Raw genomic sequence first — 21,171 nt, forward strand, 5'->3', positions numbered from 1 at the left:
CCGCTCCAGTGGTAACTCACCAGATCCATGTCCCGAGCGTAGGGCTTATCCAGGGTGGTGTCGTCCAGGATCAGAAGCCCCTTCCTGAGCTTCACGAAGGCCTTCGCCTCCTGCCACAGCGCCGCCGTGTCGGGTGGCTGTCTTTGCAGCAGGCGGGTAAAGGCATCATGGGCGGGAGGGTTGTTCTCCTCTGGACTGCAGCGGGCGGCCTCGGTGCAGGTGAAGACCCGCTGAGCGGCGATGAGAAAGTGGATGTAGTCCAGGTCATCGCACTTCGGTGGGTTCATGGGCATCACCCCCTTTGGAGAAGCTTGGCTAAGCACTCTCCTCCTAGCACACAGAAGAATGTCCAGTCAACTGCAACTGCGTAACTCCTAACCGGATTCAAAAAGATAATCATCCGATCCGAAGAGCCCGGAGGCTATCTTTTTGAATCCTAGAGCACTCCCTTCGGTCGGGTTGGTCCGCCACCGTTCGGTGACGGACCAACCGAATCTGGTATAAGGGGCGCGTGGCGTGTGGGAACCCCTCCCCGCCGGCGGGGAGGGGGTATCCCCCTAACCCCCCTTACTAAGGGTGGGGTAAAGAAAAAGCGTCTTGCGTTTGGCGTTTGGCGTACGACGTACGACGTAGGACGTACGACGCAGGACACACGACCCGCGCCCGGCGCCCGGCCCTAGGCGCTCCCTTTCCCCAGTCACAAGCAGGTCACAAGCTTCCCCCTACCCTCGGCCTGTTCCGCTAGGGGCGAGGCCCCCGGACCGGAGGAAATCCCGATGAAGCGATTCGCGCTGGCTCCACTGCTCACCCTCATTCTGGCCCTGGCCGCCTGCGGCACGGCCCCCACCCCCGCGCCCGGCCCCCAGAACCCTCCGGACAGCGATGACCCGCGCCCGGCCAAGCCCGTCAACGTGAGCCTGCAGCTCGACGAGGCGCGCAAGGTGAGCGGGGAGATCACCCCGGCCGGGGGCACCCTCGAGCTCACCGCCGCCGACGGCACCCGCTACACCCTCACCGCGCCGGCGGGGGCGGTGATGAGCCCGCTGAGCGTGAGCATGACCCCGATCACCCGGGTGGACGGCTCCCCCCTCAAGGGCGGCCTCGTCGGCGCGGTGCACCTCGAGCCCGAAGGCGCCGAGTTCTACGAGCCCCTGACCCTCACCGTCCACGCCGCCAAGCCCTTCGGCGCTAAGCTCATGGGCTTCAACTCCCACGAGAAGGGCGAGGAGTTCTACCTCCAGCCCCACGCCGCCTCCGGGCAGGCCGTCACGCTGCAACTGCTGCACTTCTCCAACCCCGGCGTCGCCGAGGCCGCCGAACTCGACGAGGACCTCATCCCCATGCCCTCCGACCCCCGCGACCGCTTCGAGAACGACCTCGCGCTCGACCTCACCCAGGAGTCGCAGATCGCCGGGAAGTTCTACGGCCACGTCAAGAAGCGCCTCGAGGCCGCCCGCGGCGAGACCAGCGAGGTCCGCGCCGCCATCGGGGTCTTCCTCACCTGGCGCAACGAGGTCGCCCGGCGGGGGCTCGACGAGAGCTTTAAAAAGCAGATCTACGAGGGCTGGACCCTGGTGGCCCAGGCCATCGAGGCCGCGGTGGACAAGGCCGTGACCGCCTGCGTCGTCAACAACGACCCCCGCTTCGTCCAGGAGATCCTCGAGTGGATCGCCTGGGTCAAGCGCAACCCCCGGCTCAAGCCCTACTTCGAGGGCAAGCTCGAGGCCTTCGAGGCCAAGGCCAGGAAGTGCCTGCGCTTCGAGCTGCGCTTTGAGTCCACCATCACCGAGCGGGTGACGGGCCTGGAGGAGAGCGCCACGGTGCGCAGCACGCTCCCCCTCTTCCTCACCGCCACCGAGCAGGGCTTCGGCAGCGAGTACTCCGGCACCGGGACGCTCGAGTCGGTCAGTTACACGGCGCGCTGGGCCGCCTGCGCGGTGAGCGGGGCCACCCAGACCGGCGGCACCTTCGACCTGCGCAAGCTCACGCTCTCGTGGAAGGACGGCAAGCTGGGCGGGGTGACGCTGGAGTACTACCCCGGCACCACCCACAACAGCTACACGGTGATCTGTGGGGACCAGCCCATCCCCGTCAACGGCAGCTTCTGGAGCGCCGCCTACGCCACCATCCTCCACTTCGACGAGTTCAACCCCGGCAACGGCGGCCTGCTGGCGACCGGCTGGGAGCTCCTGCCCTCCGGCGAGGTGATGGCCCGCAAAACCTACACCCGCGACGTCGAGTTCGGCCCCGCCGTGTTCAGCGAGACCACCACCCTCGAGCTGGTGTACGCGCCCCAGCCCTGAACCCCTCCCAAACCTCGAGGCCCGGCATCTTGCCGGGCCTCGGGCTTTTATTCCGGCCGGGTTTTACTCCACGGTCACGCTCTTGGCGAGGTTGCGCGGCTGGTCCACGTCGCGGCCCAGCAGCACCGCCGTCTCGTAGGCCAGCAGTTGCAGCGGCACCACGCTCACCACCGGGGCCAGCAGGTGGTGGGTGCGGGGCACGTAGATCACGTCCTGGGCGAAGCGCCGCGCCTCGAGGTCGCCCTCGGTGGCCACCGCGATCACCCGGCCGCCCCGCGCCCGCACCTCCTGGATGTTGGAGAGGGTCTTCTCGTAGAAGGGGCTGTCGGTGGTGAGCACCACCACCGGCAGGCGCTCGTCGATGAGGGCGATGGGCCCGTGCTTCATCTCGCCCGCCGGGTAGGCCTCGGCGTGGATGTAGCTGATCTCCTTGAGCTTCAGCGCCCCCTCGTAGGCGGTGGGGGCCTGGATGTGGCGGCCCAGGAAGAGGTAGTCGGCGGCCTGGTGGTACTTCTCGGCGATGTGCGCGACGTGGGCGCGCTGCTCGAGGGCCTGTTCCACCAGCCGGGGCAGCTTGCGCAGCTCGCCCAGGAACTCCTTGGCGTCGGCCTCGGCGAGGGTGCCCCGGGCGCGGCCCAGCCACACCGCCAGCATCGCCATCGCGCCCAGCATCGCCATGTAGGCCTTGGTCGAGGCCACCCCGATCTCGGGCCCGGCGTGGATGTAGAGCGTATCATCGACCTCGCGGGTGATGCTGCTGCCCTTGGCGTTGATCACGCCCAGCGTGCCGGCCCCCTTGCGCTTGGCCTCGCGCAGGGCCTCGAGCGTGTCGATGGTCTCCCCCGACTGGCTGATGGCGACGGCCAGGGTCCGCTCGTCCACCACCGGGTCGCGGTAGCGGTACTCGCTCGCCACGTCGATCTCCACGGGGATGCGGGCCAGGCTCTCGATGAGGTACTTGCCCACCCAGCCCGCGTAGTAGGCGGTCCCGCAGGCGATGACGTGGATGCGGTCGTAGCGGGCGGGGTCGAGGTTGAGGTCCAGCTCGACGTTGGCGTGCTCCTCGTGCAGGCGGCCGCCCAGGGTGTTCTCCAGCACCCGCGGCTGCTCGTAGATCTCCTTGAGCATGTAGTGGGGGTGCCCGCCCTTCTCGGCGGCCTCGAGGCTCCAGTCCACCTCCACCACCTCGCGCTCCACCGGGTTGCCCCGCAGGTCGGTCACCTCGACCCCGGCCCGGCTCACCACCGCCATGTCGCCGTCGTGCAGGAAGATCACCCGGCGGGTGTAGGGCAGCAGCGCGGGCACGTCGGAGGCCACGAAGTTTTCCCCCTCGCCGAGCCCGATCACCAGCGGGCTCACCGTGCGGGCCACCACGATCTCCTCGTGGTCCTGGTGCGCCACCACCAGCGCGTAGGCCCCGTAGACCTCCTGCAGCACCTGCCGCACCGCCTCGACCAAGCGCCCGGGGCTGCCCGGGAGCGCGTCGTACTTCTCCTCGATCAGGTGGGCCAGCACCTCGGAGTCGGTCTCGGAGGTGAAGTGGTGGCCCCGCGCCAGCAGGCCCTCCTTCAGCGGCAGGTAGTTCTCGATGATGCCGTTGTGGATCACCGCGATCCTGCCGTCCTCGGTGGTGTGGGGGTGGGCGTTGGGGTCGTTGGGCGCCCCGTGGGTGGCCCAGCGGGTGTGCCCGATGCCGAAGTGGCCCGGCAGCTTCTCGTCCTTGAGCACGTCGCCCAAGACCGAGAGCTTGCCCGCCTTCTTCAGCACCTCGAGGCGCCCCCCCACCTTGACCGCGACCCCGGCCGAGTCGTAGCCCCGGTACTCCAGGCGCTTCAAGCCCTCCATCAACACGTCGGTGGCGTTCCTAAAGCCCACGTATCCCACGATTCCGCACATAGTTCCTCACTGCGCGGCGCCAAGGGGCGCCGCTTCCGGCATTGCCCTACAGAATTCCTCAGAGCCGGCCCCCGAAGGGCCAACCCGGCCGATCTGGGCCCGGGGCACAGCGCCCCGGCCCGCTGCAATGGTTTTTCTCACCGTTTTCCGGCCCTGCGCCCGGTTTGTCCACCCCTCGCGGTGGTGGCTTTGCCTGGCGCTTGCTGGGGCTCAGGCCCCAGACGGGAGGGAGGGGTCGCTCCCTGGTGGCATCCGCGGAATCCTTCGCTCTTTACCGGCTCGAGGCTGAGCTCGCTCTCATGCCGGATATGCCCCTGCAGACAGCCTTCGTCGCAGTATGGGCTCCACCGCCGCGTAAGGTAGGGCTAATTTTTACCGAGTTCAATCTTAGCCGTCTACCCCCTGCGCTCCCCGTACTTTTTTGCCCCTTCCTCCTTTCCGCAACCGTGTCTGCGACTGAATTTTCCAGGCTTTAACCCGGCGCCAGGGCCAGGTCAGGCCCGAAGTGCAGTATAGCTTAAGATTTTTCGGCCACAGGGCGTGAAAAAACTTGACATTCATGGGGCTACGTCGGTATGATGCCGCCGGATGTGCAAGGTGAGAAGTACCTTAGCCCGGTGAGGGTCGGGGCTCACCTGCAGTCTTGGGAAGCGGGAGGGAGTTCGGACGAGAGAGGAAACACGGCAACTCGCCTCATACGCACCCCCACCCCCGCGACCCACGTTCCAGCCCCGCAAGGGGTGAGGAGGCTTATGAGGAAGAAGCTAGTCATCATGTTGGCCGGTCTCCTGACCGTGCTCTCCATGGGCTTCGGCGCAGCTCAGTTCTCCGACGTTCCCGCCGGACACTGGGCTCAAGAAGCCGTGGAGGCCATCACGGGTCGGGGGATCATCGTCGGTTTCCCCGATGGCACCTTCCGGGGCAACGAGAACCTGACCCGCTATCAGGCCGCCCTGATCATCTACCGCCTCCTGCAGCAGCTCGAGGCCGAGAAGGGCACCGGCCCGGCCACTGACGCGGTTCAGGGCATGACCGATGAGGAAAAAGCCGCGCTGCAGAACGCCATCCAGGAACTGGCCGCCGAGCTGGCCGCCCTGGGCGTTCGCGTCTCGGCCCTCGAGGACAACGCCGCCACCAAGGATGACGTCGCCGCCCTCCAGGCTCAGATCGACGAGCTCAAGGCGGGCATGGCCCCTGCCGAGGACAAGGGCGCGCTCGACCAGCAGGCCCTGCAGGACCTGGCCGACCGCGTGGAAGCTGCCTCCGTGGCCGCCGACACCGCCCTGGCCCAGTCGCAGGAACTCGGCGAGCGCCTGGACGCCGTCGAAGGCGACCTGGCCGCCCTCAAGAGCGAGATCGAGGCCGGCTCTGACAGCATCTCGGCCCTCAACGAGCTCGCGGTGCTCCTCAACCAGGACGTGCTGTCCCTCCAGGACCGCGTGACCGCGCTCGAGAAGGCCATCGCCGACATCCAGGGCCAGGAAGGCCCCGACCTGACCCAGTTCGCCACCCTGGAAGACGTCGCCGCCCTCCAGGAGTTCGCCTCGGCCCTGCGCACCGACCTCGTCGCCCTCTCCGAGAAGGTGAGCGCGCTCGAGACCGCCGTGGCCGGCCTGGACAAGCGCGTTGCGACCCTCGAGTCCAACGCCTTCACCATCTCCGGCTACCTGCAGCTGACCTACCAGGTCAAGCGCGTGTGGGGCGTCTACTACGGTACCGATGGCACCGATGCCAACGCCACGGTGGACTACTACGAGACCGTGGACTTCCTCGACGTTGACCGCCTTTTCAGCAACGACTTCTCGAGCGGCGACGTCGACGGTGACGGGCTTGTGGTGGACGATGTTGACCTGGGCGGCTACAAGGAAGGTGCTACCAGCGCTGACTTCCAGGTGAACTTCAACTTCCGCAACCGCACTGCCGTCTCCGACCCGGGCAAGCTCAACAGCTACCCTGACCTCATCAAGTTCAGCATCCGCGGCACCGCCTCCAACACCGACAACGACGGAGACATCGACAACAGCGACACCCGTGCTCTGGCTCTGCGGGTCAACGGCGTGAGTACGGTGCTCCGGGTTGCCGAGGGCCAGGTGCTGACCTTCACCTTCGGCACCCAGACCAAGCCCAAGTTCACCGAGTACGTCTTCGACAACGACACCAACAGCCGCGGCCCTGGCTTCATCGCCACCGGCCCCTTCCTGCTCGGCGGCACCACCACCGTGGCCTACGGCTCGACCGGCGGCGCCAACGGGGACAACAAGTACTTCCGCGCGGCGCGTGCCACCTTCGGCCTCGGTCCCATCAGCCTGGGTGCCTCGTTCGCTCAGGAAGGCGTGGATCAGGTTCCTCTGGGCGGCACCGAGCAGCCCCCGATCACCGCTTACGGCTTCGACGCGAAGCTCGGCGTTGGCCCCATCACCCTCACCGGCGAGTACTTCGGCTTCAGCCAGAACATCGGTGATCCCAGCGCCCTCAGCGACAGCGGCTTCTACGTGAAGGCCGACGCCGCGCTGGGTATCCTCAACCTCAGCGCCAGCTACCGGAGCATCGGCGACGATATCACCCCTGCCAACATGCTCTCGGGCGACGCGGGGAACTGGTTCAACAACGCCGCCGACAACGCTGCTCCCTTTGCCTACGGCCAGAATGGTTTTGGCGTTAGCGCCAACACCACCCTCGGCCCCATCAAGCTGAGCGGCTACTTCCAGCAGTACACCTTCGCGCCGGCCACCCCCGAGCCCGGTGACCACACCGCCTTCGGCGTCACCGCTGGCCTCGGCCTCGGTCCGATCAGCCTCGAGGGCTTCTACCGCTCGGCCAGCCTGAACGGTACCCCGGCCCGCAGCATCCAGGACGAGAAGCCCGGCGACGGCACCTACTCCTCCTCCTTCGGGGTGCGGGCTACCGCCGCGCTCGGCCCGGCCAACCTGACCGCCTTCTACACCAGCTACTACACCACCAACACTTCTTCCTTCGGTGTGTACGGCAATGCCGACCTCGATCTCGGCGTGGCCAAGGTCAAGGCGATCGGCCGCTTCGTCGACGAGGAAGGCAGCCAGACCCTCAAGTACGGGGCCCAGCTCGAGACCCAGCCGCTGTTCTTCGGCATCAGCCTCTTCGGCAATGGTGTCAGCCGCACCACCAGCGGCACCAACACCACCGAAGGCAAGTTTGCGGTGGGGATCAAGATCAACCAGTTCCTCTTCGCTAACTCGAGCCTGACCGTCGCGTACGGCGGGTACGGCGGCCAGAACATCGCCTCCGTGCTCACCGGCGCTACCGACAAGGCTTGGGACCCGGCTGACAACCGCATCTACAACGCTGCGGGCGCTGCTTCCGGCGAAGCGAAGGGCATCTACTTCACCTGGACCTACTGGGACCTCACCTTCAGCTATGCTGACCTGGACGTGAACAACACGGGCGCCCTGACCCACGTTCAGTCCTTCAAGATCAGCTACCGCGTGAACTTCTAAGACCCCTAAAGGTCTGGAACCCCCGCCCTCGGGCGGGGGTTTTTGCACGGGATTGTGTTCTGACGGAGACAGAATGGGGCGGTTTAAGCTAGACTCGAGGCTATGTTCCGTTACCAGGGACCCGAAGCGAAAGGCGACCAGCCCAGGGCCATTAAGGGGCTGGTGGAGGCACTGGAGGACGGCGAACGTTACATCACCCTGCTGGGGGCGACGGGGACCGGCAAGACGGTGACGATGGCCCAGACCATCGCGGCCGTCAACCGGCCGGCGCTGGTGCTCGCGCCCAACAAGGTGCTGGCGGCCCAGCTCGCCAGCGAGTTCCGCGAGCTCTTCCCCGAGAACGCGGTGGAGTACTTCATCAGCTATTACGACTACTACCAGCCCGAGGCCTACGTGCCGGGACGCGACCTGTTCATCGAGAAGGACGCGGCAATCAACCCCGAGATCGAGCGGCTGCGCCACTCGACGACCCACAGCCTGCTGACCCGGCGCGACGTGATCGTAGTGGCCTCGGTCTCGGCCATCTACGGCCTGGGTTCACCCGAGGACTACCGGCACATGAGCTTCGTGATGCAGGTGGGCGAGCGCTGGCCGCGCGACGTGCTGATCGAGCGGCTGGTGGAGCTGCAGTACGAGCGCGGTGATTTGCAGCTCGAGGCCGGCAAGTTCCGGGCCAAGGGGGAGGTGCTCGAGGTCTGGCCGGCCTACGGCACCGAGCCCATCCGCGTCGAGCTCTTCGGCGAAGAGGTCGAGCGCATCAGCGTGATGCACCCCGTCACCGGCGAGCGCATCCGGGACCTGCCCGGCGTGGTGCTGGTGGGGGCTACCCACTACGCCACCCCCGAGTGGCGGCTCAAGGAGGCCATCCCGCAGATCCGGGCCGAGCTCGAGCAGCGCCTGATGGAGCTGGAGGAGCAGGGCCAGATCCTCTACGCCCAGCGGCTCAAGGAGCGCACCCTCTACGACCTGGAGATGCTCGAGGTCATGGGCACCTGCCCCGGCATCGAGAACTACAGCCGCTTCCTCAGCGGCAAGGCGCCCGGCGAGCCGCCCTACACCCTGCTCGACTACTTCCCCAAGGACTATATCGCCTTCCTGGACGAGTCGCACGTGACGGTGCCGCAGCTTCGCGGCATGTACAACGGCGACTACATGCGCAAGAAGACCCTGGTGGACTACGGCTTCCGCCTGCCCTCGGCCCTGGACAACCGCCCGCTGCGCTTCCCCGAGTTCCAGGAGCGGGTGGGGCAGTTGGTCTTCGTCTCGGCTACGCCGGGGCCCTTCGAGCTGGAGAACAGCGGCCGGGTGGTCGAGCAGATCATCCGCCCCACCGGGCTCCTGGACCCCAAGGTCACGGTGCGGCCGGCCCAGGGCCAGATCGAAGACCTCATGGGCGCGATCAAGGTGCGCGCCCAGCGCAAGGAGCGGGTGCTGGTCACGGTGCTCACCGTGCGGATGGCCGAGGAGCTCACCGCCTACCTCACCGAGCACGGCATCAAGGCCCGCTACCTGCACCACGAGCTCGACGCCTTCGAGCGCCAGGCGCTGCTGCGCGACCTGCGGCTGGGCCACTTCGACGTGCTGGTGGGCATCAACCTGCTGCGCGAGGGCCTGGACCTGCCCGAGGTGAGCCTGGTGGCGATCCTCGACGCCGACAAGACCGGCTTCCTGCGCAGCGAGCGCTCGCTGATCCAGACCATCGGACGCGCCGCCCGCAACGCCCAGGGCGAGGTTTACCTCTATGCCGAGACGGTGAGCGAGGCCATGCAGGCCGCCATCGAAGAGACCAACCGCCGCCGCGCCCTGCAGGAGGCCTACAACGCCGAACACGGCATCACCCCCCAGACCGTGCAGAAGACCGTGCGCAAGGTGATCCGGCCCGATGACTACGAGGAGGCGGCAGCCGAGGCGCTGCTCGAGGACCCCGACGCGCTCGCCGAAGCGCTGGGACAGCTCGAGCTCGAGATGTGGAAGGCCTCGGAAGAGCTCGACTTCGAGCGGGCCATGGAGCTTCGCGACCAGATCCGCGCCCTCGAGGCCCGCATGAAGGGCCTGCCCGAGCCGACCACGGCCGGCAAGAACCGGCGCGGCAGGCGGCGGAGGTAGGAAGCCGGGCCCGTGGCGTGTGGCGAAAAGAACACCCCTCCCCGCATGCGGGGAGGGTTTATCCCCCCTGGCCCCCCTTGCTAAGGGGGGTAAACAAAGGGCGTTCGGCGTTCAGCTATCGACTATCGACTATCGACTATCGACGTTGAGCGTACACCCCTAGCTCAAGCCAACAGGATGGGGCGCTCGAGGTAGTAGCCCACGCGCTCGAGCAGGGCACCGGCCTTGGCGGCGGCGAGACTGCCGCTGTAGGAGAGCAGGGCCTGGCCCTCGCTGGGCTGGGAGAGGGCCAGGACTTCGGCGCCGGGGAACACCACCACGTCGCCGCCCTCGAGCGCCAGGATCACCAGGCCGTCGGCGGCCTCGCGGGCAGCGGCCAGGTTTTCCAGGGTGCCGCGCAGGGTGTGGGCGGGGGCCACGCGGTAGCCCTTGAGGCTATCGCCCTCGAGCTCGCCCTTGAGGGGCTCGTGGGTGAGCTCGAGGTCGGCAAGGGCCTTGTCGGCGGCGCGGTAGAGCAGGGCGGCGAGGCCCACCTCCTGGCGCCAGGCCTCGCTCAGGGTCGCGGCGGCTTCGCGGGCGGCGGCCAGGTTGACCAGCCGCTGGCGGAGCTGGACTCGAGCCGCCACCGCAGGGGCCGGGGCGGGCGCCACGACGGGCTCGGCTTCGGCCACCGGGGCCGCGGCCACGGCAGGCTGGGCCGCGGGCTCGAAGCTCGGCAGGGGGGGCAAGTCGGGCATGGCGGCAGGGACGGGCTCGGGCACCGGCGGCAGGCCGACCTCGGGCTCGAGGCTGGGCTCGATCTCGGGCTCGGCGACGGGCGCAGCGGCCTCCCAGGCGGGCATGGGTTCCGGCTCAGCCGGGGCGAAGACGGGCTCGGGCTCGGCGGGCGTGAAGCTCGCGGGCTCAGGCCGGGCGGGCTCGCTGGGCAGGGGCCAGGAGGGCGCCGGGGGGATGCTGGGCTCGGCAGGCTCCCAGCTCAGGTCGGGCGCGGGCGCAGGCTCGGGCGCCGGGGCCGAGGGGATCTCCCAGGCCTCGAGCTTCGGCTCGGCGGGCGCGGCGGCGTAGTCGAAGCCGGAGGGCGCGGCCGGGCTGGGCTCGGGGAAGGAGGGCGCCGGGGGCAGGGTCTCCTGGGTGGTGGAGAGGTCGAGGTCGAGGTCGAAGTCGAGGTCGTCGGGGAGATGGGGCTCGGCCAGGACCGGCTCGGCTCGAGGGGGCTCGGGCATGAGCTCGCCGAGGTTGATCCCCTCGCGCTCGAGGGCCGCCTGGGCCTGGGCGAAGCTGGGGATCTCCGCCGGGGCGGGCATGGGCGGGCCGGGGTCGGGGGCGGGGGGAAGGGTGATCTCCCCGGCCATCACCTTGGCCAGGTAGGCCAGGATGTCGCGTTCGACGATGGTCCCATCGGGGCCGCTGCCCGCGAGGCTGCGCCAGTTGATGCCGTTCTCTTCAGCCAGGCGACGGGCCAAAGGCGTAATTTGCGGTTCGCTCATTTCCCGCTTATGATAACGCACCCTTTCGGGCCGCCCGGTGAATGTTAGCCTGAATCCGTGGAACGCGCCTTCGCCCAACTGCTGGCCGACTACTGCCTCGAAGCCCAGCCCGGCCAGAACGTCCTCATCGAAGCCCAGACCCCGGCCCTCCCCCTGCTGCAAGCGCTGCAGCCGGCGCTGCTCGAGCGCGGCGCCTACCCCGTGCTGCTGCTGGAATACCCCGGCCAGCAGCGCGATTTCCTGCTCAAGGGCGGGGAGTGGCTCGAGCGCATCCCCGCCACCCGGCACGCCCTCATGGAGCACGCCGACGCCTCCTTGCGCATCCAGAGCCTGGAGAACCCGCTCGAGCTCTCCGACGTGTCCAGCGCGGTGCTTTCCCGCTGGCAGAAGGCCTGGCGCCCTCTGAGCGAGCTGCGGCTGAAGAAGCGCTGGAGCCTGACCCTCTACCCCACCCCCGGTTACGCCCAGCAGGCCGGGATGAGCAGCGTGAAATTCCGCGAAATGGTCGAGCAGGCGCTGTTTTTAGACCGTCCCGATCCGGTAGCGGCCTGGCGCGAGCTCTCGGCCTTCCAGGCGGCCTTAATCAAACGTTTAGAAAAGGTGAGCCAGATCCGCATCGAGGCCCCCGGCACCGACCTGCACCTGTGGGTGGAGGGCCGCACCTGGGTCAACTCCGACGGCAAGCGCAACATGCCCAGCGGCGAGATCTTCACCGGCCCCTGGGAGCACTCCGCCGAGGGCGAGGTGCGCTTCAACCTGCCCGCCGTGGTCTCGGGCAAGCGGGTGGAGGGGGTTTATCTGCGCTTCGAGCGGGGCCGGGTGGTGGAAGCCCGCGCCGAGCGGGGCGAGGAGCACCTGCTGGGGATGCTCGAGGCCGACCCCGGCGCCCGCTTCCTGGGCGAGCTGGGCATCGGCACCAACTACGGCATCCAGCACCCCACCGGCATCGTGCTCTTCGACGAGAAGATCGGCGGGAGCGTGCACCTGGCGCTCGGCAACAGCTACCCCGAGACCGGCGGCACCAACCGCTCGGCGGTCCACTGGGACCTGGTGCTCGACCTGCGCCAGGGCGGGCGCATCCTGGCGGACGGGGAGGTGTTGCAGGAGGATGGGAAGTTCGTGGGGGTTTGAAGGTGTCGATAGCCGAACGCCGATAGCCCATAGCCGATAGCTGATAGCAAAACGCAAGACGCGAAACGCAAGACGCAAAAAATCCCCTCCCTCCGGCCGGAGGGAGGGGAAGGGGGTGGGTGGGACGGCTGACCGCTGAGGGCTGAAGGCTTACCAACGGTGGGGAGGGGTTCCTCTCACCACGAGCCACACGCCACAAGCCACGGGCCTTTAGCTTCCTGCCAGCTCTGCCAGGGCGTGAGCCAGCACCCGAACGCCCTGCTCGATGTGCTCGGGGGAGGCGTACTCGTCGGGGCGGTGGCTCCAGCCGTTTTTGCAGGGGATGAAGAGCATGGCGGTGGGGGTGACGCGGGCCATGAACAGCGAGTCGTGGTAGGCGCGGCTGACCATCTCGAGGTAGGGCAGGCCGCAAGCCTGGGCTGCGTGGCGCAGGGCCTCGAGCACCTGTGGGCCACAGCGGGCGGGGGGGTCGGCGTTGGTGGGGGTGTAGCGCACCTCCACCCCGCGCTCGCGGCGGATGCGCTCGGCGTGCTGCTGGATCTGGGCGAAGGCGCGGTCGCGGGTCTCGAGGCGGGTGTCGCGCAGGTCGAGGCTCAGCCGCACCCGGCTGGGGATGCTGTTGACCGCGCCGGGGAACACCTCGCAGATGCCGGTGGTGGCGACGGTGTCGGGGCTGCCGCTCTCGCGGGCGGCCTGCTCGACGGCCAGCGCCAGCTCGGCGGCGGCGGTGAAGGCGTCCTTGCGGTCGGGCATCAGCACCGCCCCGGCGTGGCCGCCCTGCCCCTCGAGCTCGAACCAGCCCGCGGCCGGGGCCGCGATGGCCGTCACCAGGCCCAGTGGGAGGCCCTCGCGCTCGAGCAGCGGCCCTTGCTCGATGTGCAGCTCGACGAAGGCCGAGTAGTAGCCCTGGGGCAGGGGGACCCGCCCCAGCTCCCCCCCGAAGCCCGCCTGCCGCCGCGCCTCCTCCAGGCCGACGCCCTCGGAATCCCTCAGGGCGCGGGCCGCCTCCGGGCTCATCGCCCCCGAGAGCACCCGGCTCCCCAGGCAGCCGATGCCGAAGCGGGTGGGCTCCTCGGAGGTGAAGATCAGCAGCTCGAGCGAGCGCTTGGGCCGGAACCCCGCCGACTTGAGCGCCCGGATGGCCTCGAGGCCCCCCAGCACCCCCACCGTGCCGTCGTAGCGGCCCGCGTGGGGGATGGCGTCCACGTGCGAGCCGGTGCCCACCGCGCCCGCCTGGGGGTCTTCCCCAACCCAGCGGGCGAAGGTGTTGCCCAGCGGGTCCTCGCGCACCTCGAGCCCCGCCTCGCGGCACAGGCCCTTGAGGTACTCGCGGGCGGCGAGGTCGGTGGGGGTGTAGAGCACCCGCGTCACGGAAGGCGGCGGGCTGTCGGTGAAGGAAGCCAGGGTCTCGAGCTCCTGGCTCAGGCGGTCGATGTCGATGTGGATTTCCATGAATCCCCCGAAGGATGGGCTGGCGTCGTGTTGGCCGAAGTCTTGCCGATAGCCGATAGCTTATTGCTAAAGCGACTGGCCTTTTTGCTATTGGCTATTGGCTATTGGCTATTAGCTATGGGCTTCACTCGAGCGGGTGCCGGTTCCAGTCCTTGTAGAGCAGGTACTTGGCCGGGGTCTTGCCCAGCGCGCCGAACCACTGCGGGCAGTAGGGTGCCATGTAGATGAAGTCCCCGGCCTGCACGGGGTACCACTTCTCGTTCAGGCGGTAGATGCCCCCGCCCTGCAGCATCAAGAGGCCGTGCTCCATCACGTGGATCTCGACCAGGGCCAGGCTGGCTCCGGGGGCGAAGGTCATGGTGTTGACCTGGAAGTCGTGGGGCATGACGTCGGGGATGAGCACCCGCACCTGCAGGGCCTCGTCGCCGCCCAGGGGGGTGCCGGGGATCTTGCCCTCGTCGCCCACGAAGAGCTTGGGAGGTTCTACGCCCTCGAGCTCCTGGTAAGGCTTCTCGATGAGCACCGCGCGGCTGGGCTGGCTCGAGGCCAGGCTGTGGGCCACGTCGGCGGGGACGTAGGCGTAGCCGCCGGGTTTGAGCCTGTGCTTCTTGCGGCCCGCCTCGAGCACCACCTCGCCCTCGAGCACGTACACGAAGCGCTGCACGGCCTCAGGCGCTGGCCCCACCCGGCCTCCGGCCTCGAACTCGACCGTGTACTCGGTGAAGGCGGCCCCCAACGCCGGGGCGGTGTGGACGATGGCGATGGCCTTGCTCATCCCCGGGAGCAGGGCGCGGATGAAGGTGTCGGGGGTGAGCAGGGCGTGGTCGGGCTGGACGCTGCTGCGGGTAAAGCCGAGTTGCTGCATGTGGGCATTTTACTTTCCAAGGGAAAATCAAGGCTCATTGACAAGTACTCCAAATAGAACTTATTCTAGCTTCGTATACCAGGAAAGCACACGCGAATCGTCCACTCACGAGGAAGCTTTGGCTGTAACCGCCTTACGTTCGGAAGGGAAGCCTGGAGGGTGAGGGCTGGTCGGACTTGAGGGAACGGACTTGGTATGACGGAATGTCGCCGCACGGGGTGTATGTAAATGTCGAGGGTTCGCGACTCTTTGTACAAGCTCATGGTAGTCATGTACGGCTATGACACAGGCGTTCGATCTCTCGGAGACCCTATAGAAATAAATATAGCGATCCTGGTGTTTATTGCCCTACTCTTGTTTCTACCATCATATCTACGCATAAAAGCTGTCGGCTATATGGTCCTAGGCACAGGTCTAGGAATAGCGGTAGGCCGGTTAATTCCAACCTGGGACTGGTTGGGGTTTGCTGGCATCATAATTCTTGCGCTTGTTTTGACCAGAGGGCGCTGACATAAGCTAGCCAGAGAGGCCAGATGACCACACCATTGCTCGTTTCAACAGCAGTCTTTCTGCTAATTTTCGGAGCAGCGCTGCTCCCAATCAGTCATTCTCGCAAGTCAAAGGCCTCTTTGGCTGACCACCTTCTTCTCGTAATCCTTTTATCTGCTGCGCTTTTCTCGCAGCGCAGTGAGATTGTTCGCTGGCCCGATTGGTTGTTAACGGCTTTACCACTCATTGTTGGAGGTCTGGCCTTGCTAAGGCCGAATTCCGCGGTTCTACTAGGGGCAATGTTACTCACGGGGAAAATCGCCTTCGCTCTTATTTTCAGTCCTTTTCTGAAGTAGGGTAATCCGCGGGAGAAAAGGGGGCTAAGTTATGACGAGACTGAACAAGGATGAACCCGACACCGGCATAGTGGCTACCTTGTTTGACCTTTCTTTCCAAAATCTTCTACTGACCCGAATTTTTACTGTACGGACCGTCAGGTTCCTATACCTGCTTTCACTCGCCGGAGTGCTTCTTACGCAAATAAAGAGCCTGGTACAAACCGGCAGGACCGTGGAAGACCCGCTGGCTTTCCTGACGGGTTATCTGCCGATCTGGTTTCTGGTGTTTCTGCTCAACATTTTCCTGGTTCGGCTCGCCCTAGAGCTTGTTTTGGTCGTAGTTATGCTGGTGCGAAATACCTTCACATCCGAAGGGAGCGAAAGCATCCAGGGTATTGAACCCATTACCCACCGGCGCAACGATCAAACCAACCCGGGACAACCGTAGGACCGAACCCTCCGAATGGGATGTCGCCGGGTTGCTCATCCTGGGAGGATGGTCCTTCCGGCCGGCCTGACCAACTGACCATCCCCTCGACCAACAGCTTCGCCGTCCAGAAAGATCGTCCGGCCCCGCAGCAGCGTGCGCCGGAGGGTGCTGCGGAAGCCGTGGCCGAGGTAGGGGCTGAGCTTGTGGCGGTAGAAGAGGTCTTCGGGACGCAGGGTAAAGGGCTGGTCGAGGTCCACCAGGGCTAAATCGGCGTCGTGGCCCACCTCGAGCCCCCCCTTCCCCTGAAGCCCGAAGCGCCGGGCGGGGTTGTGGGCGGTGAGGCGGGCAACGGCCTCCAGCGGCAGGCCCCGGCGGTGGAAGCCGGCCTCGAGCAGCACCGCCAGCGTGGACTGCACCCCGGCGATCCCGCCCCACACCGCGAAGAAGTCGGGGTTTTCCTTGAGGTCGGGCGAGGAGGGCGAGTGGTCGGAGGCCACGAGGTCCACCGAGCCCTCCAGTACGGCCCGCCACAAGCCCTCCTGCTCGGCCTGCGGGCGCAGCGGCGGGGCGCACTTGGCGACGGCGCCCAGGCGCTCCAGGTCTTCCTCGTCGAAGAAGAGGTAGTGGGGGCAGGCCTCGAGGCTCACGTCCACCCCGCGTGCGCGGGCCTCGGCGGCCAGCACCACCCCCCGGCCCGAGCTGATGTGGACGACGTGCAGCTTGCAGCCGGTCTCCTGGGCCAGCAGTGTGGCCCGCTGGATGGCCTCGAGCTCGGCGAGCACCGGCCTCGAGGCCAGGTAGTCGCGAACGCCCTTCCCGCCCCTGGCCCGGATCTCGGCGGCCAGCCGCGCGGTGAGGTTGTCGCTCTCGGCGTGGACGGCCACCGGCAGGCCCAGCCGGGCGGCGGTCTGCATCCCCCGGTAGAGGGTGTAGTCGTCGGCGTGGGGGAATTCGGGAAGGCCCGAGTTGGACATGAAGGCCTTGAAGCCGATCGCGCCGCGCTCGGCCAGTTCGGGGAGGCGCTCGAGGTTATGGGGCGTGAGCCCGCCCCACAGGGCAAAGTCGGTGAGGGACTTCGCGCGCAGGGCCTCGAGCTTGGCGTCGAAGCTTCGGGCGTCGAGCACGCAGGGGATGGAGTTGAGCGGCATGTCGAAGAACAGCGTGCCGCCCCCTGCCGCCAGGGCCGCGCTGCCGGTGGCGATGCCTTCCCAGTCCTCGTGGCCGGGCTCGTTGAAGTGCACGTGCACGTCGATGAGGCCGGGAAAGACGTGCAGGCCCCGCGCGTTGATCTCCTCCCGGCCCGCCCCCAGTTCCGGGCCGACCTGGACAATTTTTCCGTCCTCCACCGCCAGGTCGGCCGCCACGGTCCCCTGCTCGAGGACCAGCGTCCCGCCGCGCACCACCAGGTCAAACACCGTGTTCCTCCAGGATCTCGAGCCAGCGCAGGCCCACCCGCAACGCCGCGGTCACGTCCTCGGGCAGCACGCGCTCGTCGGGGTGGTGGCTGAGGCCGCCGGGGCTGCGCAGGAAGAGCATGGCGCTGGGCACCCGCTCGGCCATGATCATCGCGTCGTGGCCCGCGCCGCTGGGCATGCGGTGGACGGGCAACTCGCAGTCCTGCACGGCCCACTCGAGCCGCTCGAGCAGCGTGGGGTCGCAGGGCACCGCCCCCTGGTCGAGCTTGACTTCCCAGGCCAGCTCGAGGCCCCGCCGCTGGGCGACCTGCTGGGCGCGGGTGATGAGGTGGGCCACCGAGCGGGTGCGCACCTCGTCGAAGGCGTGGCGCACGTCCAGGCTGCAGCGCACCTCGCCGGGGATCACGTTGCCCGCGCCGGGGAGGGCCTGGATCTGCCCCACCGTCGCCACCAGCCCCGGCTCGCCCCAGGCCTCGCGCTCGACCAGGCCGATCCACTCGGCGGCCCCCGCCAGCGCGTCGCGGCGCAGGTGCATGGGGGTGGTGCCGGCGTGGTTGGCCTTGCCCCGGAAGCCCACCTCGAGCCGGCTCTGCCCCACGATGGCCTCTACCAGGCCCAGCGGGTACTCCAGGCTCTCCAGCACCGGGCCCTGCTCGATGTGGAACTCGAGGTAGCCCAGCACCTCCCCCCGCAAAGCGGCTTCCCGGACGTGCTCGGGCTCGAGGCCGAAGTCCCGCACCGCCTGGGCCACGCTCACCCCCTGCTCGTCCTTCAGCGCCAGCAAGGCGGCGTCGGCCCGCCCCACCAGCGCCCGGCTCCCCAGGAAGGGCACCCCGAAGCGCACCCCCTCCTCCTCCGAGAAGCCGATGACCTCGACCCCGAAGCCCAGCCTGCGCCCCCCGAGGGCCTCGAGCAGGGCGACGGCGAGCACCACCCCTAAGGCCCCGTCGTAAGCGCCCCCGTTCGGCACGGTGTCGAGGTGCGAGCCGAGCAGCAGGCGCGGCGCGGTGGGCTTGTTGGCCGGGTAGTAGCCGCGCAGGTTGCCGATGGGGTCCACCCACACCGACATCCCCAGCCGCTCCATCCACTCCTTCAGGTAAGCGTGAACCTGGCGCATGGGCGGGGAAAGGAAGGTACGGGTGATGCGCCCCGGCTCCTGGCTCATGCGGGCCAGGTCGGCGCAGGCGCTCAGGACGCGCTGGGTGAGGCTTTCGAGGTCGGTCATAAGCAGGTAGTAGGGGAACTCTCAGGCTTTGCTTTCAGCCTCTTGCGTCTTGCGTTCGGCCATCGGCGTTAGGCGTTCGGCGTAGGACGTACACCCCCTCAAGACCCCCGATAAGTGCTGTACCCGTAGGGCGACAGCAGCAGCGGCACGTGGTAGTGGCCGTGGGGCTCGGCGATGCCGAAGCGCACCACCACCTGGTCGAGGAAGGGCGGGTCAGGGAGCTCGAGGCCCCTCCCCCGCAGGTACTCCCCCGCGTGAAAGACCAGCTCGAAGGTGCCGGTGGGGATGGTCTCGCCCGACAAGAGGGGCTCGTCGGTGCGGCCGTCGGCGTTGGTCACGGCTTCGCGCAGCAGGACCTGCTTGGTGCCCGAAACCGCGAACAGCTCGATGCGAAGGCCCGCGGCGGGCTTGCCGTGGGCGGTGTCGAGGACGTGGGTCGAAAGGCGGGCCATGTCTCACCTCGGGAAGCGGGCGGTGCGCAGTTGCTGGGCCTCCTGCTCGCCGATGGGGGAATGCTCGAGCGCCCAGCGGGCGGCGGCTTCGAAGTCGTAGGGCACGCGGCGGAAGCTCACGCTGAAGCTCCCCTGCCGCTCCTCGAGCAGCACCCAGCGGGCCGCGGGGTCGCCGTCGCGAGGCCGGGAGACCGGCCCCGCGTTGACGAAGCTGACCCCGCCCTCGGCCACGACCAGCTCGCTGTGGGTGTGCCCGACCACCACCACGCGGGCCTTGGGGTAAGCCGCGACCTGCTCGAGCATCTCCCCCGAGACCCGGCCCACCGGGAGGTTGCCCTCCCCCGCCGGGAACAGCGCCTCGTGCGGGCTGCGCAGCGAGCCGTGGGCGATCAGCACCGCGCCCTCGGCCAGCTCGGCCACCGTGGGCAGGGCCTTCAGGGCCTCGGGGACGCCCGGCCCCAACTGCTCGCGCAGCCAGGCGGCCAGGGCCAGCTTCTCGTCCAGGTTACCGGCAAAGCCGGTATGCGCTTTGCGCACCCCCTCGGGGTAGGTCAGGAACTCGTCGGTGTTGCCCCGCACCGTGACCGCACCCAAGCCCTGCTGGAGCTTCCAGGCCCCCGCCGGGTCGGCGGCGCCCCACACCTGATCACCCAGGTTGGCCACTGTGTCGGGCTTGGCCGCCTCGAGGTCGCGCAGCACGGCCTCGAGGGCGAAGCGGTTGCCGTGGACGTCGGAGAATAGGGCGATCCGCATATGCCTACTTTAAGGGCCCTTCGCCCCCTGCTCGACCCACTGCCCCAGCCGCTCGCGCTCTTCGCGGGTCATTTTGGTCAGGTTGCCCAGCGGCATGTACTCGGAGTCCACGGCCACCTGCTTGATCTTCTGGGCCTGGGCCACGATCTGCTGGGGCGTGTCGAGCACGAAGCCGGCGGGGGCCGAGGCGAAGCCGGGCTGGGTGGGCTGGCTCGAGTGGCACACCTGGCAGTGGGTGGCGACGATGCCCTGCACCTCGCCGAAGGGCACCGCCGGGCCCTCGACAGCCGCCGCCGACCGCTTGGGCGCGGTGAGGTAGAAAGCCCCCAGCACCAGCGCCAGCGCCGCCACCAGCAGGTAGGGCATGGCCCCGCCCTCCTTGAGCGTGGTGTGGTGCTGCTTCTCGGTGACGTTGATGAAGTGCCGCACCGCCACCCCGGCCACGAACAGCATCAGCAGGATCAGCCAGCCCAGGCCGCCGGAGTAGGTCGTGGGGAAGTGGTGGGCGATCATGGTGAAGAGCACCGGCAGCGTGATGTAGTTGTTGTGGCGGCTGCGCAGTTGCACCCAGCTCACGAAGGCCGGGTCCAGGGTCTCCCCCCGCTGCGCGGCCTTCACCAGCGCCTTCTGCGAGGGGATGATCACGAAGAAGACGTTGCCCGCCATGATGGTGCCCAGCATCGCCCCGACGTGCATGAAGGTGCCCCGCCCGCTGAACACCTGCGAGAGCAGCAAGGCCACCCCCGCCACCAGCACCCCGCCCACCAGCAAGAACACCGCCGGGCGGTACAGCAGCGCCGTGCGCGAGAGCGCCACGTAGACCAGCCACGCCGCCACCAGGCTCCCCACCGCCAGCGCGACGGCCGCCCCGTCCGAGAGCGGGCTCCCCGGCGCCAGCAGGATGGCTTTGGGGTCGGCGTAGTACACGATGATCAGGAGCAGAAAGCCCGTGACCCAGGTGAGGTAGGCGTCCCACTTGAACCAGTGCAGGTAGGGCGGCAGCTCCTTGGGCGCGGTCTTGTACTTCTCGAGGTAATAGATCCCCCCGCCGTGGATGGTCCAGATGTTGCCCGAGAGCTCGGAGCGCACCCCCACGCGCTCGAGGGCGTTCTCGAGGAAGATGAAGTAGAAGCTCGCCCCGATCCAGGCGATGCCGTAGACGATGTGCAACCAGCGCACCGCCAGGCCCAGCCACTCGCGGGCGTGGGCCTGCCACCCGTTGGCCTGCACCAGCGCGTAGGTCAGCGCCAGAAGCACCACCATCGCGAAGATCCAGGGCCATTTGATCACCCTCAGCCGGTCTTGGTGTAACGGGTTCAAGGGGACCTCCTGTTAGGGGTCGATAGTCGATGGTCG

At 67.8% G+C, this 21,171-nt stretch carries 14 protein-coding genes and 1 pseudogene; 5 read left to right on the forward strand and 10 right to left on the reverse strand.

The features are described 5' to 3' along the window. Positions 1 to 323, reverse strand: a pseudogene (locus MEICH_RS29975) (IS701 family transposase); the annotation flags it as partial. Between the two features lie 453 nt (positions 324 to 776). On the opposite strand from MEICH_RS29975, the gene MEICH_RS0102445 reads away from it, so the two are divergent. Continuing rightward, positions 777 to 2,303: a hypothetical protein gene (locus MEICH_RS0102445; protein WP_027891290.1), complete on the forward strand. Its 1,527-nt coding sequence runs from the start codon at positions 777 to 779 to the stop codon at positions 2,301 to 2,303. A 63-nt stretch (positions 2,304 to 2,366) separates the two neighbouring features. On the opposite strand, the gene glmS is transcribed toward MEICH_RS0102445, so the two are convergent. Further along, on the reverse strand, positions 2,367 to 4,199 hold the full coding sequence (gene glmS / locus MEICH_RS0102450; RefSeq protein ID WP_027891291.1) for a glutamine--fructose-6-phosphate transaminase (isomerizing): 1,833 nt from the start codon (positions 4,197 to 4,199) through the stop codon (positions 2,367 to 2,369). A gap of 752 nt (positions 4,200 to 4,951) precedes the next feature. On the opposite strand from glmS, the gene MEICH_RS23265 reads away from it, so the two are divergent. After that, the gene (locus tag MEICH_RS23265) at positions 4,952 to 7,672 is read left to right on the forward strand and encodes an S-layer homology domain-containing protein (RefSeq protein WP_036218203.1); all 2,721 of its coding nucleotides are present in this window, start codon (positions 4,952 to 4,954) and stop codon (positions 7,670 to 7,672) included. Positions 7,673 to 7,774: 102 nt separating this feature from the next. Beyond that, positions 7,775 to 9,778 (forward strand): excinuclease ABC subunit UvrB, encoded by a 2,004-nt coding sequence (gene uvrB / locus MEICH_RS0102460; RefSeq protein WP_027891292.1) that lies wholly within the window; start codon positions 7,775 to 7,777, stop codon positions 9,776 to 9,778. A 164-nt stretch (positions 9,779 to 9,942) separates the two neighbouring features. Here the strand turns inward: uvrB and MEICH_RS0102465 are convergent, their stop codons facing one another. Further along, positions 9,943 to 11,265 (reverse strand): E3 binding domain-containing protein, encoded by a 1,323-nt coding sequence (locus tag MEICH_RS0102465; RefSeq protein ID WP_027891293.1) that lies wholly within the window; start codon positions 11,263 to 11,265, stop codon positions 9,943 to 9,945. A gap of 57 nt (positions 11,266 to 11,322) precedes the next feature. On the opposite strand from MEICH_RS0102465, the gene MEICH_RS0102470 reads away from it, so the two are divergent. Beyond that, positions 11,323 to 12,396, forward strand: coding sequence for an aminopeptidase (locus MEICH_RS0102470; protein ID WP_027891294.1), 1,074 nt, complete (start codon positions 11,323 to 11,325; stop codon positions 12,394 to 12,396). A 210-nt stretch (positions 12,397 to 12,606) separates the two neighbouring features. Here the strand turns inward: MEICH_RS0102470 and MEICH_RS0102475 are convergent, their stop codons facing one another. After that, complete coding sequence (locus MEICH_RS0102475) at positions 12,607 to 13,848, reverse strand: M20 family metallo-hydrolase (protein WP_027891295.1); 1,242 nt, start codon at positions 13,846 to 13,848, stop codon at positions 12,607 to 12,609. Positions 13,849 to 13,972: 124 nt separating this feature from the next. Beyond that, positions 13,973 to 14,713: a (S)-ureidoglycine aminohydrolase gene (allE, locus tag MEICH_RS0102480; RefSeq protein WP_027891296.1), complete on the reverse strand. Its 741-nt coding sequence runs from the start codon at positions 14,711 to 14,713 to the stop codon at positions 13,973 to 13,975. 876 nt (positions 14,714 to 15,589) lie between these two features. Here allE and MEICH_RS0102485 point away from each other — a divergent pair. After that, positions 15,590 to 15,988, forward strand: a complete 399-nt coding sequence (locus MEICH_RS0102485) for a hypothetical protein (protein WP_027891297.1) — start codon at positions 15,590 to 15,592, stop codon at positions 15,986 to 15,988. Positions 15,989 to 16,023: 35 nt separating this feature from the next. Here MEICH_RS0102485 and MEICH_RS0102490 read toward each other — a convergent pair whose 3' ends face one another. The 5 genes from MEICH_RS0102490 to MEICH_RS0102510 all read right to left on the reverse strand — a co-directional run bounded on the left by MEICH_RS0102490 (position 16,024) and on the right by MEICH_RS0102510 (position 21,135). Next, the gene (locus MEICH_RS0102490; protein WP_027891298.1) at positions 16,024 to 17,385 is read right to left on the reverse strand and encodes an allantoinase; all 1,362 of its coding nucleotides are present in this window, start codon (positions 17,383 to 17,385) and stop codon (positions 16,024 to 16,026) included. After that, a complete protein-coding gene (locus MEICH_RS0102495; RefSeq protein ID WP_027891299.1) occupies positions 17,378 to 18,610 on the reverse strand; it encodes an allantoate amidohydrolase in 1,233 nt (410 codons plus the stop codon). Before MEICH_RS0102495 ends, MEICH_RS0102490 begins: the two co-directional genes overlap by 8 nt. Positions 18,611 to 18,708: 98 nt before the next feature. Then, complete coding sequence (gene uraH, locus MEICH_RS0102500) at positions 18,709 to 19,062, reverse strand: hydroxyisourate hydrolase (protein WP_027891300.1); 354 nt, start codon at positions 19,060 to 19,062, stop codon at positions 18,709 to 18,711. A 3-nt stretch (positions 19,063 to 19,065) separates the two neighbouring features. Then, the gene (locus tag MEICH_RS0102505; protein ID WP_027891301.1) at positions 19,066 to 19,815 is read right to left on the reverse strand and encodes a metallophosphoesterase family protein; all 750 of its coding nucleotides are present in this window, start codon (positions 19,813 to 19,815) and stop codon (positions 19,066 to 19,068) included. A gap of 9 nt (positions 19,816 to 19,824) precedes the next feature. Beyond that, on the reverse strand, positions 19,825 to 21,135 hold the full coding sequence (locus tag MEICH_RS0102510; RefSeq protein ID WP_036218206.1) for a urate hydroxylase PuuD: 1,311 nt from the start codon (positions 21,133 to 21,135) through the stop codon (positions 19,825 to 19,827). Positions 21,136 to 21,171: the final 36 nt, after the last annotated feature.

The organism is Calidithermus chliarophilus DSM 9957, from assembly GCF_000430045.1.
Lineage (GTDB): Bacteria > Deinococcota > Deinococci > Deinococcales > Thermaceae > Calidithermus > Calidithermus chliarophilus.

Coding starts and splice junctions, on each gene's coding strand:
- MEICH_RS0102445 (WP_027891290.1), top strand. CDS start 777: ATGAAGCGATTCGCGCTGGCTCCACTGCTCACCCTCATTCTGGCCCTG.
- glmS (WP_027891291.1), bottom strand. CDS start 4,199: ATGTGCGGAATCGTGGGATACGTGGGCTTTAGGAACGCCACCGACGTG.
- MEICH_RS23265 (WP_036218203.1), top strand. CDS start 4,952: ATGAGGAAGAAGCTAGTCATCATGTTGGCCGGTCTCCTGACCGTGCTC.
- uvrB (WP_027891292.1), top strand. CDS start 7,775: ATGTTCCGTTACCAGGGACCCGAAGCGAAAGGCGACCAGCCCAGGGCC.
- MEICH_RS0102465 (WP_027891293.1), bottom strand. CDS start 11,265: ATGAGCGAACCGCAAATTACGCCTTTGGCCCGTCGCCTGGCTGAAGAG.
- MEICH_RS0102475 (WP_027891295.1), bottom strand. CDS start 13,848: ATGGAAATCCACATCGACATCGACCGCCTGAGCCAGGAGCTCGAGACC.
- allE (WP_027891296.1), bottom strand. CDS start 14,713: ATGCAGCAACTCGGCTTTACCCGCAGCAGCGTCCAGCCCGACCACGCC.
- MEICH_RS0102485 (WP_027891297.1), top strand. CDS start 15,590: ATGACGAGACTGAACAAGGATGAACCCGACACCGGCATAGTGGCTACC.
- MEICH_RS0102495 (WP_027891299.1), bottom strand. CDS start 18,610: ATGACCGACCTCGAAAGCCTCACCCAGCGCGTCCTGAGCGCCTGCGCC.
- uraH (WP_027891300.1), bottom strand. CDS start 19,062: ATGGCCCGCCTTTCGACCCACGTCCTCGACACCGCCCACGGCAAGCCC.
- MEICH_RS0102505 (WP_027891301.1), bottom strand. CDS start 19,815: ATGCGGATCGCCCTATTCTCCGACGTCCACGGCAACCGCTTCGCCCTC.